This is a genomic window from Pseudomonas sp. RIT-PI-o (assembly GCF_001297215.1).
Lineage (GTDB): Bacteria > Pseudomonadota > Gammaproteobacteria > Pseudomonadales > Pseudomonadaceae > Aquipseudomonas > Aquipseudomonas moraviensis_A.
Window position 1 is genome coordinate 16,140 of record NZ_LHPA01000024.1, and the last position, 16,239, is coordinate 32,378.

At 54.8% G+C, this 16,239-nt stretch carries 29 protein-coding genes; all 29 read left to right on the forward strand.

Annotation, left to right across the window (positions count from 1 at the left end):
* The first annotated feature begins 153 nt into the window (after nt 1-153).
* Nucleotides 154-525 (forward strand): 30S ribosomal protein S12, encoded by a 372-nt coding sequence (gene rpsL / locus AEQ63_RS15150; protein WP_003186084.1) that lies wholly within the window; start codon nt 154-156, stop codon nt 523-525.
* 107 nt (nt 526-632) lie between these two features.
* Entirely contained in the window at nt 633-1,106 is a 474-nt protein-coding gene (gene rpsG / locus AEQ63_RS15155) for a 30S ribosomal protein S7 (RefSeq protein ID WP_016772941.1), read from the forward strand.
* A 30-nt stretch (nt 1,107-1,136) separates the two neighbouring features.
* On the forward strand, nt 1,137-3,242 hold the full coding sequence (gene fusA, locus AEQ63_RS15160; protein WP_016772942.1) for an elongation factor G: 2,106 nt from the start codon (nt 1,137-1,139) through the stop codon (nt 3,240-3,242).
* A gap of 31 nt (nt 3,243-3,273) precedes the next feature.
* Nucleotides 3,274-4,467 (forward strand): elongation factor Tu, encoded by a 1,194-nt coding sequence (tuf, locus tag AEQ63_RS15165; RefSeq protein ID WP_024014521.1) that lies wholly within the window; start codon nt 3,274-3,276, stop codon nt 4,465-4,467.
* Nucleotides 4,468-4,621: 154 nt separating this feature from the next.
* Entirely contained in the window at nt 4,622-4,933 is a 312-nt protein-coding gene (gene rpsJ / locus AEQ63_RS15170; protein WP_003186070.1) for a 30S ribosomal protein S10, read from the forward strand.
* A gap of 80 nt (nt 4,934-5,013) precedes the next feature.
* On the forward strand, nt 5,014-5,649 hold the full coding sequence (rplC, locus tag AEQ63_RS15175) for a 50S ribosomal protein L3 (RefSeq protein ID WP_003228738.1): 636 nt from the start codon (nt 5,014-5,016) through the stop codon (nt 5,647-5,649).
* Between the two features lie 12 nt (nt 5,650-5,661).
* Entirely contained in the window at nt 5,662-6,264 is a 603-nt protein-coding gene (gene rplD / locus AEQ63_RS15180) for a 50S ribosomal protein L4 (protein WP_003228735.1), read from the forward strand.
* Entirely contained in the window at nt 6,261-6,560 is a 300-nt protein-coding gene (rplW, locus tag AEQ63_RS15185; protein WP_002555488.1) for a 50S ribosomal protein L23, read from the forward strand. The genes rplD and rplW overlap by 4 nt, the downstream gene beginning before the upstream one ends.
* A gap of 14 nt (nt 6,561-6,574) precedes the next feature.
* A complete protein-coding gene (gene rplB / locus AEQ63_RS15190) occupies nt 6,575-7,399 on the forward strand; it encodes a 50S ribosomal protein L2 (protein ID WP_016772943.1) in 825 nt (274 codons plus the stop codon).
* Between the two features lie 16 nt (nt 7,400-7,415).
* Entirely contained in the window at nt 7,416-7,691 is a 276-nt protein-coding gene (gene rpsS / locus AEQ63_RS15195) for a 30S ribosomal protein S19 (protein WP_011336172.1), read from the forward strand.
* Between the two features lie 11 nt (nt 7,692-7,702).
* Nucleotides 7,703-8,035 (forward strand): 50S ribosomal protein L22, encoded by a 333-nt coding sequence (gene rplV, locus AEQ63_RS15200; protein ID WP_003103908.1) that lies wholly within the window; start codon nt 7,703-7,705, stop codon nt 8,033-8,035.
* A gap of 13 nt (nt 8,036-8,048) precedes the next feature.
* On the forward strand, nt 8,049-8,735 hold the full coding sequence (gene rpsC / locus AEQ63_RS15205) for a 30S ribosomal protein S3 (protein WP_003176422.1): 687 nt from the start codon (nt 8,049-8,051) through the stop codon (nt 8,733-8,735).
* Between the two features lie 12 nt (nt 8,736-8,747).
* Nucleotides 8,748-9,161 carry a 50S ribosomal protein L16 gene (rplP, locus tag AEQ63_RS15210; RefSeq protein WP_003228729.1) on the forward strand — a complete coding sequence of 138 codons (414 nt, stop codon included), beginning with the start codon at nt 8,748-8,750 and terminating at the stop codon, nt 9,159-9,161.
* Nucleotides 9,161-9,352 carry a 50S ribosomal protein L29 gene (gene rpmC / locus AEQ63_RS15215; RefSeq protein ID WP_002555481.1) on the forward strand — a complete coding sequence of 64 codons (192 nt, stop codon included), beginning with the start codon at nt 9,161-9,163 and terminating at the stop codon, nt 9,350-9,352. The genes rplP and rpmC overlap by 1 nt, the downstream gene beginning before the upstream one ends.
* Nucleotides 9,353-9,354: 2 nt before the next feature.
* Nucleotides 9,355-9,621, forward strand: a complete 267-nt coding sequence (gene rpsQ, locus AEQ63_RS15220) for a 30S ribosomal protein S17 (protein WP_003194644.1) — start codon at nt 9,355-9,357, stop codon at nt 9,619-9,621.
* A gap of 23 nt (nt 9,622-9,644) precedes the next feature.
* Entirely contained in the window at nt 9,645-10,013 is a 369-nt protein-coding gene (gene rplN, locus AEQ63_RS15225; RefSeq protein ID WP_002555479.1) for a 50S ribosomal protein L14, read from the forward strand.
* 11 nt (nt 10,014-10,024) lie between these two features.
* A complete protein-coding gene (gene rplX / locus AEQ63_RS15230; protein ID WP_003186046.1) occupies nt 10,025-10,339 on the forward strand; it encodes a 50S ribosomal protein L24 in 315 nt (104 codons plus the stop codon).
* Nucleotides 10,340-10,359: 20 nt separating this feature from the next.
* Nucleotides 10,360-10,899 carry a 50S ribosomal protein L5 gene (rplE, locus tag AEQ63_RS15235; RefSeq protein WP_003210069.1) on the forward strand — a complete coding sequence of 180 codons (540 nt, stop codon included), beginning with the start codon at nt 10,360-10,362 and terminating at the stop codon, nt 10,897-10,899.
* Nucleotides 10,900-10,912: 13 nt separating this feature from the next.
* Complete coding sequence (gene rpsN, locus AEQ63_RS15240) at nt 10,913-11,218, forward strand: 30S ribosomal protein S14 (RefSeq protein ID WP_003186042.1); 306 nt, start codon at nt 10,913-10,915, stop codon at nt 11,216-11,218.
* Between the two features lie 208 nt (nt 11,219-11,426).
* The gene (gene rpsH, locus AEQ63_RS15245) at nt 11,427-11,819 is read left to right on the forward strand and encodes a 30S ribosomal protein S8 (protein ID WP_016772944.1); all 393 of its coding nucleotides are present in this window, start codon (nt 11,427-11,429) and stop codon (nt 11,817-11,819) included.
* Between the two features lie 12 nt (nt 11,820-11,831).
* Nucleotides 11,832-12,365 carry a 50S ribosomal protein L6 gene (gene rplF / locus AEQ63_RS15250; RefSeq protein ID WP_003228722.1) on the forward strand — a complete coding sequence of 178 codons (534 nt, stop codon included), beginning with the start codon at nt 11,832-11,834 and terminating at the stop codon, nt 12,363-12,365.
* Nucleotides 12,366-12,375: 10 nt separating this feature from the next.
* Nucleotides 12,376-12,726, forward strand: coding sequence for a 50S ribosomal protein L18 (rplR, locus tag AEQ63_RS15255; RefSeq protein ID WP_003186037.1), 351 nt, complete (start codon nt 12,376-12,378; stop codon nt 12,724-12,726).
* Nucleotides 12,727-12,729: 3 nt separating this feature from the next.
* A complete protein-coding gene (gene rpsE, locus AEQ63_RS15260; protein ID WP_007955637.1) occupies nt 12,730-13,230 on the forward strand; it encodes a 30S ribosomal protein S5 in 501 nt (166 codons plus the stop codon).
* Nucleotides 13,231-13,232: 2 nt separating this feature from the next.
* On the forward strand, nt 13,233-13,409 hold the full coding sequence (gene rpmD / locus AEQ63_RS15265; RefSeq protein WP_003176408.1) for a 50S ribosomal protein L30: 177 nt from the start codon (nt 13,233-13,235) through the stop codon (nt 13,407-13,409).
* A gap of 3 nt (nt 13,410-13,412) precedes the next feature.
* On the forward strand, nt 13,413-13,850 hold the full coding sequence (gene rplO / locus AEQ63_RS15270) for a 50S ribosomal protein L15 (protein ID WP_003228720.1): 438 nt from the start codon (nt 13,413-13,415) through the stop codon (nt 13,848-13,850).
* Nucleotides 13,851-15,179: a preprotein translocase subunit SecY gene (gene secY / locus AEQ63_RS15275; protein WP_042610655.1), complete on the forward strand. Its 1,329-nt coding sequence runs from the start codon at nt 13,851-13,853 to the stop codon at nt 15,177-15,179.
* A 27-nt stretch (nt 15,180-15,206) separates the two neighbouring features.
* On the forward strand, nt 15,207-15,323 hold the full coding sequence (gene rpmJ / locus AEQ63_RS27275) for a 50S ribosomal protein L36 (protein ID WP_002555468.1): 117 nt from the start codon (nt 15,207-15,209) through the stop codon (nt 15,321-15,323).
* Nucleotides 15,324-15,453: 130 nt separating this feature from the next.
* Entirely contained in the window at nt 15,454-15,810 is a 357-nt protein-coding gene (gene rpsM / locus AEQ63_RS15280; RefSeq protein ID WP_003186020.1) for a 30S ribosomal protein S13, read from the forward strand.
* 30 nt (nt 15,811-15,840) lie between these two features.
* The gene (rpsK, locus tag AEQ63_RS15285) at nt 15,841-16,230 is read left to right on the forward strand and encodes a 30S ribosomal protein S11 (RefSeq protein ID WP_002555466.1); all 390 of its coding nucleotides are present in this window, start codon (nt 15,841-15,843) and stop codon (nt 16,228-16,230) included.
* Nucleotides 16,231-16,239: the final 9 nt, after the last annotated feature.

Below are 16,239 nucleotides of genomic sequence, written 5' to 3' on the forward strand. Positions count from 1 at the left end.
AGGTTCGACGGGCGGGGAGGTCGGGGCCTTGCCTTGACTGGAATCAAGATCCTCTTTAGACTCTTGATCCCCTAAATTTGGCGGGAATTCGTTCCTGCCATTTTGCTTTTCTTGCAAGACAATAGCGTCGCAAGACAACAGTGGAGCTAGTAGATGGCAACTATCAACCAGCTGGTACGTCAGCCGCGTAAGCGTATCGTCGAGAAATCCGACGTACCTGCGCTGCAGAACTGCCCGCAACGTCGTGGCGTGTGCACCCGTGTGTACACCACCACGCCGAAAAAACCTAACTCGGCACTGCGTAAAGTATGCCGTGTGCGTCTGACCAACGGTTTCGAGGTTTCCTCGTACATCGGCGGTGAAGGCCACAACCTGCAAGAGCACAGCGTGGTACTGATCCGCGGCGGTCGTGTAAAAGACTTGCCAGGTGTTCGTTATCACACCGTTCGCGGCTCCTTGGATACTTCCGGCGTTAAAGGCCGTAACCAGGGTCGTTCGAAGTACGGTACCAAGCGTCCGAAGTAATCGGCCGTTTTGCAGATTTTTATTTTATTGAGTCGATAAGAGTAAGGTCGGGCACGCATCCTCTGGATCTGTCCCGAGCTAACCTGAAGACCGCTTGAGGGCTTATCATGCCAAGACGTCGCGTAGCAGCAAAGCGTGAGATTCTGGACGATCCGAAATACGGAAGCCAGATCCTCGCCAAATTCATGAACCACGTTATGGAAAGCGGCAAGAAAGCCGTTGCCGAGCGTATCGTTTATGGTGCCCTGGAAACCGTTGCGGCCCGTAAGGCTGGCACCGATCCCCTGGAACTCTTCGAAAAAGCACTCGACGCCATCGCTCCGCTGGTCGAAGTGAAGTCGCGCCGCGTTGGTGGTGCTACTTACCAGGTTCCGGTCGAGGTTCGTCCTTCCCGTCGTAACGCTCTGGCAATGCGCTGGTTGGTAGACTTCGCCCGTAAGCGCGGCGAGAAGTCTATGGCTCTGCGTTTGGCTGGCGAACTGCTGGATGCTGCTGAAGGTAAAGGTGCTGCTGTTAAGAAGCGTGAAGACGTGCACCGTATGGCCGAAGCTAACAAAGCTTTCTCGCACTACCGCTTCTAATTTTAGCTTCACTAATTTTGCGAGGGCTTTATGGCTCGTACTACTCCGATTAGCCGCTACCGTAACATCGGTATCGTTGCTCACGTGGATGCTGGTAAAACCACCACCACCGAGCGCGTACTGTTTTACACCGGCAAAAGTCACAAAATGGGCGAGGTGCATGATGGCGCCGCGACCACAGACTGGATGGTTCAGGAGCAGGAGCGTGGTATTACCATTACTTCTGCTGCCATTACCGCCTTCTGGAAAGGTTCCGAGAAGCAGTACTCTCACGAGCACCGTTTCAACGTAATCGATACCCCGGGCCACGTTGACTTCACCATTGAAGTTGAGCGTTCCCTGCGCGTACTCGACGGCGCTGTCGTTGTGTTCTGCGGTACTTCGGGTGTTGAGCCTCAGTCGGAAACCGTATGGCGTCAAGCCAACAAATACGGCGTTCCACGTCTTGTTTACGTAAACAAGATGGACCGTGCCGGCGCCAACTTCCTGCGCGTGATCGGTCAGATCAAGCAGCGTCTGGGTCACACTCCGGTGCCGATCCAGTTGGCCATCGGTTCCGAAGACAACTTCCAGGGTCAGATCGATCTGATCAACATGCAAGCTGTCTACTGGAACGACTCCGACAAAGGTATGGTCCCTGTTCGCAAGGACATTCCTGCCGAGCTGCAAGAGCTGGCTGAAGAGTGGCGCAACAACATGGTTGAAGCTGCTGCCGAAGCCAACGAAGAGCTGATGAACAAGTACCTGGAAGGCGAAGAGCTGTCGATCGAAGAGATCAAGGCTGCTTTGCGTCAGCGTACTATCGCCGGCGAAATCGTTCTGGCTGTTTGCGGTTCTTCGTTCAAGAACAAGGGTGTTCCCCTGGTTCTCGACGCCGTTATCGACTACCTGCCTGCTCCGACCGACATTCCTGCTATCAAGGGTTCCAACCCTGATAACGAGGAAGAAGAGATGGAGCGTCATGCAGACGACAACGAGCCTTTCGCGGCTCTGGCGTTCAAGATCGCTACCGACCCATTCGTGGGTACTCTGACCTTCGTCCGTGTTTACTCGGGCGTGTTGAACTCCGGCGACGGCGTGATCAACTCGGTCAAAGGCAAGAAAGAGCGCGTGGGTCGTATGGTGCAAATGCACGCAAACGCCCGTGAAGAGATCAAGGAAGTACGCGCTGGCGACATCGCGGCCCTGATCGGCATGAAGGACGTCACCACTGGTGAAACCCTCTGCAACGCTGACAAGCCAATCATCCTGGTTCGCATGGACTTCCCGGAGCCGGTTATTTCGGTTGCCGTAGAGCCTAAGACCAAGGATGACCAGGAAAAAATGGGTATCGCTCTGGGCAAGCTCGCTCAGGAAGACCCGTCTTTCCGCGTTAAAACTGATGAAGAGACTGGTCAGACGATCATCTCCGGCATGGGCGAGCTGCACCTGGACATCCTGGTTGACCGGATGCGCCGTGAGTTCAACGTCGAAGCCAACATCGGCAAGCCTCAGGTTTCGTATCGTGAGCGCATCACGAAGAACTGTGAAATCGAAGGCAAGTTCGTTCGTCAGTCCGGTGGTCGCGGCCAGTTCGGTCACTGCTGGATCCGTTTTGCTCCTGCTGACGAAGGTCAGGAAGGTCTGCAATTCGTGAACGAAGTTGTAGGTGGTGTGGTTCCTAAGGAATACATCCCGGCTATCCAGAAGGGTATCGAAGAGCAGATGAAGAACGGCGTAGTTGCCGGCTATCCGCTGATCGGCCTGAAGGCTACCGTGTTCGATGGTTCTTACCACGACGTCGACTCCAACGAGATGGCGTTCAAGGTGGCTGCTTCCATGGCGACCAAGCAACTGGCCCAGAAGGGCGGTGGTGAGTTGCTCGAGCCGATCATGGCGGTAGAGGTTGTTACGCCTGAAGACTATATGGGTGACGTGATGGGCGACCTTAACCGTCGTCGCGGCATGATCCAGGGTATGGAAGACACAGTGTCCGGCAAGGTTATCCGTGCCGAAGTTCCACTGGGTGAGATGTTCGGTTATGCGACCGACGTTCGTTCCATGTCCCAGGGTCGCGCAAGCTACTCTATGGAATTCAAAAAATACGATACGGCTCCGTCGCACATCGTCGAATCCGTAACCAAAAAACAAGGCTGATTCAGCCCCTTTAGGCTAGGAGTTAATTGTCGTGGCTAAAGAAAAATTTGATCGTTCCCTACCGCACGTCAACGTTGGCACCATTGGTCACGTTGACCACGGTAAAACCACTCTGACTGCTGCTCTGACTCGCGTCTGCTCCGAAGTTTTCGGTTCGGCCGTCGTTGAATTCGACAAGATCGACAGCGCACCAGAAGAAAAAGCTCGCGGTATCACCATCAACACCGCTCACGTTGAGTACAACTCGACTATTCGTCACTACGCTCACGTTGACTGCCCAGGTCACGCTGACTACGTGAAGAACATGATCACCGGTGCTGCCCAGATGGACGGCGCGATCCTGGTTTGCTCGGCCGCTGATGGTCCGATGCCACAAACCCGTGAGCACATCCTGCTGTCCCGTCAGGTAGGCGTTCCGTACATCGTGGTTTTCCTGAACAAGGCTGACCTGGTAGACGACGCTGAGCTGCTGGAACTGGTTGAGATGGAAGTTCGTGACCTGCTGTCGACCTACGACTTCCCGGGCGACGACACTCCGATCATCATCGGTTCGGCTCGTATGGCGCTGGAAGGCAAAGACGACAACGAAATGGGCACCACTGCCGTTCGTAAACTGGTTGAAACTCTGGATACCTACATCCCAGAACCAGTTCGTATGATTGACAAGCCGTTCCTGATGCCAATCGAAGACGTATTCTCGATCTCCGGTCGCGGTACTGTTGTGACTGGTCGTATCGAGCGCGGTATCGTTCGCGTTCAGGACGCTCTGGAAATCGTTGGTCTGCGTGACACCACCACCACCACCTGCACCGGTGTTGAGATGTTCCGCAAGCTGCTCGACGAAGGTCGTGCTGGCGAGAACTGTGGCGTTCTGCTGCGTGGTACCAAGCGTGACGACGTTGAGCGTGGCCAGGTTCTGGTCAAGCCAGGTTCGGTCAAGCCGCACACCAAGTTCACTGCAGAAGTTTACGTTCTGAGCAAGGAAGAAGGCGGTCGTCACACTCCGTTCTTCAAAGGCTACCGTCCACAGTTCTACTTCCGTACTACTGACGTGACTGGTAACTGCGAGCTGCCAGAAGGCGTTGAAATGGTAATGCCAGGTGACAACATTCAGATGACTGTTACCCTGATCAAAACCATCGCGATGGAAGACGGTCTGCGTTTCGCTATCCGTGAAGGCGGTCGTACCGTCGGCGCTGGCGTCGTAGCCAAAATCATCGAGTAAGGCTTTTAAAGTCAGCTTGATGGATTGAAAAAGCCCCCGCTCAGCGGGGGCTTTTTTATTGGGTTGACACCTATCGGGGGCGTCTATAGAATTGCGCCTCCTTTTAACGGGCGTATTGCGCCCGGTGGGAATAGCAGCCGGAGTCTGAAATCCAATGCAAAATCAGCAAATCCGTATCAGGTTGAAGGCTTTTGACCATCGCCTGATCGACCAATCAACCCAGGAAATCGTGGAAACCGCGAAACGTACTGGTGCTCAAGTGCGTGGTCCAATTCCACTGCCTACCCGTAAAGAGCGGTTCACCGTTCTGGTTTCCCCGCACGTCAACAAAGACGCGCGTGACCAGTACGAGATCCGCACTCATAAGCGTGTTCTGGACATCGTCCAGCCAACGGATAAAACCGTTGATGCGCTGATGAAGCTTGATCTTGCGGCCGGTGTGGAAGTGCAGATCAGCCTCGGCTAAGACTCGGTCTTGGTCGTGTAACGCTCTGAAATGGGCGGCCATAGCGGGTGAAAGCCCCGTACACTCATGAGGTTTACAACATGACTATTGGTGTAGTCGGTCGTAAATGCGGTATGACCCGTATTTTCACCGAAGAAGGTGTCTCCATTCCGGTCACGGTCATTGAGATCGAGCCGAATCGCGTCACCCAGTTCAAAACTGAAGAGACCGATGGCTATCGTGCAGTGCAAGTCACTGTCGGCGAGCGTCGCGCTTCGCGTGTAACAGCAGCTCAGGCTGGCCACTTCGCTAAAGCGAACGTAGCCGCTGGTCGCACCACCATGGAATTCCGTCTTGAAGAAGGCGAGTACCAGGCTGGCGATCTGATCAACGCTGAAATCTTCGCCGCTGGTCAACTGGTTGATGTAACCGGTCAGTCCAAGGGTAAAGGCTTCCAGGGTACGATCAAGCGTTGGAATTTCCGCGGGCAAGATAACACCCACGGTAACTCCGTATCCCACCGCGTCCCAGGCTCTATCGGCCAGTGCCAGACTCCTGGTCGTGTATTCAAGGGCAAAAAAATGTCCGGTCATATGGGCGCTGAGCGCGTGACCGTGCAGTCCCTGGAAGTAGTGCGCGTGGACGCTGAACGCAATCTGTTGTTGGTCAAGGGTGCTGTTCCTGGCGCTACTGGCGGCAACCTGGTTGTACGTCCAGCAGCCAAGGCTCGCGGTTAAGGGGAAGCTGACATGCAATTAAATGTAAATGACGCTCAAGCGATCGAAGTTTCCGAACTGACATTTGGCGGCGAATTCAACGAGACGCTGGTTCACCAAGCAGTCGTGGCCTACATGGCCGGCGGCCGTCAAGGTAGCAAGCAGCAGAAGACCCGTTCCGACGTTCGTGGTGGCGGCAAGCGCCCATGGCGTCAGAAAGGTACTGGCCGTGCTCGTGCCGGTACTATCCGTAGCCCAATCTGGCGTGGCGGCGGTACCACTTTCGCAGCTCGTCCACAGGATCACTCCCAGAAGCTGAACAAGAAGATGTATCGCGCAGCAATGCGTTCCATCCTTGCTGAGCTGGTGCGTACTGATCGTCTGGTCGTGGTTCAGGATTTCGCTGTTGAAACTCCGAAAACCAAAGATCTGCTGGGCAAACTGAACAACATGAGCCTGACCGACGTTCTGATCGTGTCGGACGCTGTTGATCAGAACCTGTACCTGGCTGCTCGCAACCTGCCGCACGTAGATGTACGTGACGTGCAAGGTTCCGATCCAGTTAGTCTGATCGCATACGACAAGGTGTTGATCACCGTGTCGGCCGTGAAGAAATTCGAGGAGCTGCTGGGATGAACCAGGAACGCGTATTTAAAGTTCTGCTTGGCCCGCACGTTTCCGAGAAGGCTACGGTTCTGGCAGACAAGAAAGGCCAGTTCGTTTTCAAGGTTGCTACCGATGCAACCAAGCTGGAAATCAAGAAGGCCGTCGAAAGCCTGTTCAGCGTGAAAGTAGAGCGCGTCACTACCCTGAACGTTCTGGGTAAGAGCAAGCGCACTGCTCGCGGTCTGGGCAAGCGTAATGACTGGAAGAAGGCAGTTATCTCCCTTCAGCCAGGCCAAGATCTCGATTTCAGCAGCAGTGCTGAGTAAGGAAGGGGTGCATCATGGCAATCGTTAAATGCAAACCGACTTCCCCTGGCCGCCGTTTTGTGGTCAAGGTGGTCAACCAGGAGCTGCATAAAGGCGCTCCTCACGCACCGCTGCTCGAGAAAAAATCGAAGTCTGGTGGTCGTAACAACAATGGCCGTATTACCACTCGTCACATCGGTGGTGGTCATAAGCAGCATTACCGTATGGTCGATTTCCGTCGCAACGACAAAGATGGCATCGTCGCCACTGTCGAGCGTATCGAATACGATCCAAACCGTACTGCTCACATCGCACTGCTCTGCTACGCAGACGGCGAGCGCCGCTACATCATCGCCCCTAAAGGCGTGAGTGCTGGCGACCAGCTGATCGCAGGCGCTCTGGCTCCAATCAAGCCAGGCAACGCTCTGCAACTGCGCAACATTCCAGTCGGTTCTACCGTACACGGCATCGAATTGAAGCCAGGTAAAGGTGCACAGATCGCTCGTTCCGCTGGTGCTTCGGCTCAGCTGATCGCTCGTGAAGGTGTCTACGTGACCCTGCGTCTGCGTTCCGGTGAAATGCGTAAAGTCCTGGCTGAATGCCGTGCGACCCTGGGTGAAGTCTCGAACTCTGAGCACAGCCTGCGTTCGCTGGGTAAAGCTGGTGCCAAACGCTGGCGTGGCGTTCGCCCAACCGTTCGTGGTGTTGCCATGAACCCGGTTGACCACCCACATGGTGGTGGTGAAGGTCGTACCTCTGGTGGTCGTCATCCGGTATCGCCATGGGGCTTCCCGACTAAGGGCGCGAAGACTCGTGGTAATAAGCGTACCGACAAAATGATCGTCCGTCGTCGCAAGTAAATAGAGGGATACGACAGTGCCACGTTCTCTGAAAAAAGGTCCTTTTATTGATCTTCACCTACTGAAGAAGATCGAAGTGGCGGCGGAAAAGAACGATCGCAAACCAATTAAAACCTGGTCGCGTCGTTCGATGATCCTGCCACAAATGGTCGGTCTGACCATCGCAGTACACAACGGTCGTCAGCACGTCCCAGTTCTCGTTAACGAAGACATGGTCGGCCACAAACTGGGCGAGTTCGCCGGTACCCGCAACTATCGCGGGCACGTGGCTGACAAGAAAGCCAAGCGTTAAGGGGTAAGGAAATGGAAGTAGCCGCTAAGTTGTCGGGCGCTCGAATCTCCGCCCAGAAAGCCCGCTTGGTCGCCGACCAGATCCGCGGGAAGAAGGTGGGCGAAGCGCTCAACCTGTTGGCTTTCAGCAGTAAGAAAGCCGCCGAGATCATGAAGAAAGTGCTGGAGTCGGCCGTAGCCAACGCCGAGCATAACGAAGGCGCAGACGTTGATGACCTGAAAGTCAGCACCGTTTTCGTCAACGAAGGGCGTTCGCTGAAGCGCATCATGCCACGTGCCAAAGGCCGTGCTGATCGCATCGTCAAGCGGTCTTGCCATATCACTGTCAAGGTTGCTGACAAGTAACGGAGTCGAAGAGATGGGTCAGAAAGTACATCCCATTGGCATTCGCCTGGGAATCGTCAAGGAGCACACCTCCGTCTGGTACGCAGACGGTCGGACTTATGCGGACTACTTGTTCGCAGATCTGAAAGTGCGTGAGTATCTCCAAGACAAACTAAAAAGCGCGTCCGTAAGCCGTATCGATATCCATCGTCCGGCCCAAACTGCACGCATCACCATCCACACCGCTCGTCCAGGTATCGTTATCGGGAAGAAAGGTGAAGATGTTGAGAAACTGCGTCAGGACCTGACCAAGCAAATGGGTGTGCCTGTGCACATCAATATCGAAGAGATCCGCAAGCCGGAGCTCGACGGTATGCTGGTTGCGCAGAGCGTAGCTCAGCAGCTGGAGCGTCGTGTAATGTTCCGTCGCGCTATGAAGCGCGCTGTACAGAACGCCATGCGCATTGGTGCCAAAGGCATCAAAATCCAAGTGAGCGGTCGTCTCGGCGGTGCTGAAATCGCACGTACTGAATGGTATCGCGAAGGTCGTGTGCCACTGCACACCCTGCGTGCCGACATCGACTATGCCAACTACGAAGCTCACACCACTTACGGTGTGATCGGTGTAAAGGTTTGGATCTTCAAAGGCGAAGTTATTGGTGGTCGCCAAGAAGAACTGAAACCACAAGCACCAGCGCCTCGTAAAAAAGCTGCTAAGTAAGGGGTACGCCAAATGTTGCAACCAAAGCGTACGAAGTTCCGCAAGCAGATGACCGGCCACAACCGTGGTCTGGCACTGCGCGGTAGCAAAGTCAGCTTCGGCGAGTTCGCGCTGAAGTCTGTTGCTCGTGGTCGTCTCACCGCTCGTCAGATCGAGTCAGCGCGTCGTGCTCTGACCCGTCACGTAAAACGTGGCGGCAAGATCTGGATCCGTGTATTCCCGGACAAGCCGATCTCCAAGAAACCTCTCGAGGTTCGTATGGGTAAAGGTAAGGGTAACGTGGAGTACTGGGTTGCCCAGATTCAGCCAGGCAAAGTCCTGTATGAAATCGAGGGTGTTTCTGAAGAGCTGGCGCGTGAGGCTTTCGCCCTGGCTGCTGCAAAGCTGCCGCTCGCCACCTCCTTTGTTAAACGGACGGTGATGTGATGAAAGCGAATGAACTTCGTGAAAAATCCGCACAGCAGCTGAACGAGCAACTGCTCGGCCTGCTGCGCGACCAGTTCAATCTGCGCATGCAGAAAGCAACTGGCCAGTTGGGGCAGTCTCATCTGCTCTCGCAAGTTAAGCGTGACATCGCTCGCGTGAAGACTGTGCTCAACCAGCAGGCAGGTAAGTGATCATGGCTGAAGCCGAAAAAACTGTCCGTACGCTGACTGGCCGTGTTGTCAGCGACAAGATGGACAAAACCATCACCGTTCTGATCGAGCGTCGCGTTAAGCACCCGATCTACGGTAAATACGTTAAGCGTTCGACTAAGCTGCACGCGCACGACGAAACCAATCAGTGCCACATCGGCGACAAAGTCACTATTCGTGAAACTCGTCCGATGGCCAAGACCAAGTCTTGGGCGCTGGTTGATGTTCTCGAACGCGCTGTGGAAGTCTAAGGGCTAGGGGTCGGAGAAATTATATGATTCAGACTCAATCCATGCTCGATGTGGCCGATAACAGCGGCGCTCGCCGTGTTATGTGCATCAAGGTGCTGGGTGGCTCCCATCGTCGTTACGCTGGTATCGGTGACATCATCAAAGTTACCGTGAAGGAAGCAATTCCGCGCGGTAAGGTGAAAAAAGGCCAAGTGATGACTGCTGTTGTAGTCCGCACTCGTCACGGCGTACGTCGTGCTGATGGCTCCATTATCCGCTTTGATGGCAACGCTGCTGTTCTTCTGAACAACAAGCAAGAGCCGATCGGCACCCGTATCTTTGGGCCAGTGACCCGTGAACTTCGTACTGAGAAGTTCATGAAGATCGTCTCGCTCGCCCCAGAAGTGCTGTAAGGAGATCCGACATGCAAAAGATTCGTCGTGACGACGAGATCATCGTGATCGCCGGCAAAGACAAAGGTAAGCGCGGTAAGGTGCTGAAGGTTCTTGCTGACAACCGTCTGGTTGTTGGCGGTCTGAACCTGGTCAAGCGTCATACCAAGCCTAACCCGATGTCGGGCGTACAGGGCGGTATCGTCGAGAAAGAAGCGCCACTGCACGCTTCCAACGTCGCCATCTTCAACGGCGAAACCAACAAGGCTGACCGCGTTGGTTTCAAAGTAGAAGACGGTAAGAAAATTCGTGTCTTCAAGTCGACCCAAAAAGCGGTTGATGCTTGAACACTGCTAGGTAGAAGACCATGGCACGACTAAAAGAGATTTACCGGAAGGAAATCGCTCCGAAACTTAAGGAAGAACTTAAGCTTTCGAACGTGATGGAAGTTCCGCGCGTTACCAAAATCACCCTGAACATGGGTCTGGGCGAAGCGATCGGCGACAAAAAAGTCATCGAGCACGCTGTTGCTGACCTGGAAAAGATCACCGGCCAGAAAGTCGTTGTGACCTACGCTCGTAAATCCATCGCTGGCTTCAAAGTCCGCGAAGGATGGCCGATCGGCGTCAAAGTGACCCTGCGCCGTGAGCGTATGTACGAGTTCCTGGATCGTCTGCTGTCGATCTCCCTGCCTCGGGTTCGCGACTTCCGCGGCCTGAATGCCAAGTCCTTCGATGGTCGTGGCAACTACAGCATGGGCGTGAAAGAGCAGATCATCTTCCCGGAAATCGACTACGACAAGATCGATGCTCTCCGCGGTCTGGACATTACCCTGACCACCACTGCCAAGAACGATGATGAAGGCCGCGCTCTGCTGCGTGCTTTCAAATTCCCGTTCCGCAACTGATTGGAGTAGGAAAATGGCCAAGAAGAGCATGAAAAACCGTGAGCTGAAGCGTCAGCTCACCGTTGCCAAGTACGCCACCAAGCGTGCAGCGCTGAAAGCTATCATCGTCGATCTGAACGCAAGTCCAGAAGCGCGTTGGGAAGCTACCGTAGCTCTGCAGAAGCAACCACGTGACGCAAGCGCTTCGCGCATGCGTAACCGTTGCCGCCTGACTGGTCGTCCGCACGGCGTGTACCGCAAGTTCGGCCTCGGCCGTAACATGCTGCGTCAAGCTGCAATGCGCGGTGACGTACCAGGTCTGGTTAAAGCCAGCTGGTAACAGTTGTCAAAGTCTCGATGTTCGGGTTCGCAAGAACCTGACCACCGGTGGCCTTGAATCTGAATCAAGCCCCTTTTGGGGCTTGATTCATTTCTGGGGTGTGTCTAGAATGACCGGCTCGCCTGAGCCCGTGTTTTTCTGCCCGGAAGTTCTCGGCGACAAGTAGTAGCCGCAAGGCTAATTTTTCTGTATTAGGAGCGTCTAGCCCATGAGTATGCAGGACCCGTTAGCGGACATGCTAACTCGAATCCGTAATGCCCAGATGGCTGAAAAGTCTGTCGTAAGCATGCCGTCTTCCACGTTGAAGGCTGCTGTAGCAAAAGTCCTGAAGGACGAAGGTTACATCGCGGATTTTCAGATCACCACCGACGCCAAGCCGTCGCTGTCCATCTCGCTGAAGTACTTCGAAGGCCGTCCGGTTATCGAAGAAGTGAAGCGCGTTAGTCGTCCAGGCCTGCGTCAGTACAAGTCCGTTGAAGATCTGCCGAAAGTTCGTGGCGGTCTTGGCGTGTCTATCGTCTCCACCAACAAAGGTGTGATGACGGATCGTGCTGCGCGCGCTGCCGGTGTCGGCGGCGAAGTTCTTTGCACTGTGTTCTAAGGGGGGATAAGCATGTCTCGCGTCGCTAAGAACCCCGTTAAGCTGCCAGCCGGTGTCGAAGTCAAATTCGCAGGCCAACAGCTTTCGGTGAAGGGTGCCAAGGGTACTCTTGAACTGAACATCCATTCGTCCGTTGAGATCGTTGAAGAAGCTGGTGAGCTGCGTTTCGCTGCTCGCAATGGCGATCAACAAACTCGCGCAATGGCCGGTACCACGCGTGCGTTGGTAAACAACATGGTCCAGGGCGTAAGCCAAGGCTTCGAGCGCAAGCTCCAGCTGGTCGGTGTTGGTTACAAAGCGCAAGCAAAAGGTCAGGTTCTGAACCTGGCTCTTGGCTTCTCGCACCCAGTGGATTACGAACTGCCGGAAGGCATCACCGCTGAGACTCCTAGCCAGACCGATATCCTGATCAAGGGCATCGACAAGCAGCTGGTAGGTCAAGTGGCCGCCGAGATCCGCGACTTCCGTCCACCAGAGCCGTACAAAGGCAAAGGTGTGCGCTACGCGGACGAAGTCGTCCGTCGTAAAGAAGCCAAGAAGAAGTAGGGCATAGCAAATGACCGACAAAAAAGTTACTCGACTGCGTCGCGCTCGCAAAGCACGCCTGAAAATGCACGAACTCGAAGTCGTGCGTCTCTGCGTGTTCCGCTCGTCGCAGCACATCTACGCCCAGGTCATCTCGGCCGACGGCAACAAAGTCCTGGCAAGTGCCTCGACTTTGGATAAAGAACTGCGTGATGGTGCCACTGGCAACATCGACGCGGCCACAAAGGTTGGCCAGCTGGTCGCTACGCGTGCTAAGGCCGCTGGCGTCTCGCAAGTGGCTTTCGACCGCTCTGGCTTCAAGTACCACGGCCGCGTTAAAGCGCTGGCTGATGCTGCTCGTGAAGCTGGGCTGGAGTTCTAAGTTATGTCAAATAACGACCAAAAGCGCGACGAAGGCTACATCGAGAAGCTGGTTCAAGTTAACCGCGTAGCCAAAACCGTTAAAGGCGGCCGTATCTTCACTTTCACCGCGTTGACCGTGGTTGGTGATGGTAAAGGGCGTGTTGGCTTCGGCCGTGGCAAGTCACGTGAAGTGCCTGCTGCGATCCAGAAGGCAATGGAAGCTGCTCGCCGCAACATGATTCAAGTTGACCTGAACGGCACCACTCTGCAGTACGCAATGAAGTCCGCTCACGGCGCTTCGAAGGTGTACATGCAGCCTGCTTCTGAAGGTACCGGTATCATCGCTGGCGGCGCTATGCGTGCTGTCCTCGAAGTTGCTGGCGTTCAGAACGTTCTGGCCAAGTGCTACGGCTCGACTAACCCGGTAAACGTGGTTCACGCCACTTTCAAGGGTCTGAAGGCTATGCAGTCTCCTGAGTCCATCGCTGCCAAGCGTGGCCTGCGTGTTGAGGAGATCAAGTAATCATGGCTACCGTTAAAGTAACGCTGATCAAAAGCATGACCGGCCGCATCCCTAACCACAAACTGTGCGTTAAGGGTCTGGGTCTGCGTCGCATCGGTCACACTGTAGAAGTCCAGGATACTCCCGAGAATCGCGGGATGATCAACAAGGCTTACTACATGCTGCGTGTCGAGGGTTAATCGATGAAACTCAATGATCTGAGTCCAGCGCCGGGTTCCCGTCGCGAAAAGCATCGTCCGGGCCGTGGTATCGGTAGTGGTTTGGGCAAGACTGGTGGCCGTGGTCACAAAGGTCAGACCTCCCGCTCCGGTGGCACCATTGCTCCAGGCTTTGAAGGCGGTCAACAGCCGCTGCATCGTCGCCTGCCCAAGTTCGGTTTCGTTTCCCTGAAAGCCATGGACCGCGCAGAAGTGCGTCTGTCCGAGCTGGCCAAAGTGGAAGGCGACATCGTTACTGTGCAGTCCCTGAAAGATGCCAACGTGATCAACGTCAACGTACAGCGTGTGAAAATCATGCTGTCCGGTGAAGTGACTCGCGCTGTCACTATCGGCAAGGGAATCGGCGCCACCAAAGGTGCGCGTGCGGCTATCGAAGCAGCTGGCGGCAAGTTCGAGGAATAAATGGCTAAGCAAGGTGCTCTCTCTGCGCTCGGCAAAGGCGGTATGTCTGAACTCTGGGCTCGTCTGCGTTTTCTGTTCCTGGCGATTATCGTCTACCGAATAGGCGCACACATCCCGGTTCCAGGTATCAACCCGGACCGACTCGCAGACCTGTTTCGACAGAATGAGGGGACCATTCTTAGCTTGTTCAACATGTTCTCCGGCGGCGCGCTGGAACGGATGAGCATCTTTGCACTGGGGATCATGCCGTACATTTCGGCATCGATCATCATGCAACTGATGACCGCCGTCAGCCCGCAGCTGGAGCAGTTGAAGAAGGAAGGTGAAGCTGGCCGTCGCAAGATCAGCCAGTACACCCGCTACGGCACCGTCGTCCTCGCTCTCGTTCAGGCTATTGGCATGTCCATTGGCCTGGCGGGGCAGGGCGTTGCGTTCACTGGTGACTTTGGCTTCCATTTCGTCGCGGTAACCACTTTTGTGGCTGGTGCGATGTTCATGATGTGGCTGGGTGAGCAGATTACTGAGCGTGGTGTAGGCAACGGTATCTCGATGTTGATTTTTTCGGGTATCGTCGCCGGTCTTCCGAGAGCAATCGGGCAGTCTTTCGAGTCTGCGCGTCAGGGTGATATCAACATCTTCGCCCTGGTTGCCATCGGTTTGCTGGCAGTAGCGATTATCGGTTTCGTGGTGTTCATTGAGCGTGGCCAGCGTCGTATCGCTGTTCACTACGCCAAGCGTCAGCAGGGCCGCAAGGTTTTTGCTGCGCAGACAAGCCACTTGCCGCTGAAGGTGAACATGGCCGGTGTTATTCCGGCTATTTTCGCGAGCAGCATTTTGCTGTTCCCGGCTTCGTTGGGTGCCTGGTTCGGTCAGTCTGAAGGTATGGGCTGGTTGCAGGACATCTCGCAGTCGATCGCTCCTGGTCAGCCGTTGAATATTCTGCTGTTTAGTGCAGGGATTATTTTCTTCTGCTTCTTCTATACGGCGTTGATGTTCAATCCGAAAGACGTAGCGGAAAACCTGAAGAAGTCCGGTGCCTTTATTCCGGGCATCCGTCCAGGTGAGCAGTCTGCGCGCTATATCGATGGCGTTCTGACCCGCTTGACCATGTTCGGTGCTCTTTACATGACGGCCGTGTGCCTGTTGCCCCAGTTCCTGGTGGTTGCAGCAAACGTTCCGTTCTACCTTGGCGGGACCTCGTTGCTGATCGTGGTCGTGGTTGTGATGGACTTCATGTCCCAAGTACAATCGCACCTCGTTTCGCACCAGTACGAATCCCTGATGAAGAAAGCCAACCTGAAGGGTTACGGCAGCGGCATGTTGCGCTGAGTACCCATAAGGTTCGAGGAGTTGGTGATGAAAGTTCGTGCATCGGTGAAAAAGCTGTGCCGTAACTGCAAGATTATTCGCCGCGAAGGTGTTGTTCGAGTAATTTGCAGCGCGGAACCGCGTCACAAACAGCGCCAAGGCTGAGTGTGATTGTGCTTCAAGCCCGGTAGCTAGTGCGCTACCGGGTTGATTATTTGTTATTACAGCGATATTATCTCGCGCCCTATTTCTTGGCTTCCGGGGCGTAGGTAGCTGTCAATTGGAGTCCCACTGAATGGCCCGTATTGCAGGCGTTAACATTCCAGATAACAAGCATACTGTTATCTCGCTGACCTACATCTATGGTGTTGGTCGCACTACTGCGCAGAAGATCTGTGCAGTGACTGGGGTAAACCCAGCAGCAAAGATCAAAGATCTGAGCGACGAGCAAATTGAACAGCTGCGTGGCGAAGTGGCGAAGTTCACCACTGAAGGTGACCTGCGTCGCGAAATCAACATGAAAATCAAGCGCTTGATGGACCTCGGTTGCTATCGCGGTCTGCGTCATCGTCGTGGTCTGCCAGTACGCGGTCAGCGTACCAAGACCAACGCGCGTACCCGTAAAGGTCCGCGTAAGCCGATCCGCAAGTAATCGCCCCAGCGAATCGACAGGAATTTAATCATGGCAAAACCTGCTGCTCGTCCTCGTAAAAAAGTTAAAAAGACAGTGGTTGATGGCATCGCCCACATCCATGCATCTTTTAACAACACCATCGTGACCATTACCGACCGTCAAGGTAACGCTCTTTCCTGGGCTACCTCCGGTGGTTCGGGTTTCCGCGGTTCCCGCAAGTCCACCCCGTTCGCTGCTCAAGTAGCTGCTGAGCGTGCTGGTCAAGCTGCGCTGGAATACGGCCTGAAAAACCTCGACGTCAACGTCAAGGGTCCAGGTCCAGGTCGTGAATCCGCAGTCCGCGCTTTGAACGGCTGTGGCTACAAGATCGCCAGCATCACCGACGTGACGCCAATCCCGCACAACGGGTGCCGTCCGCCGAAGAAGCGCCGCGTGTAATCCAGGAGA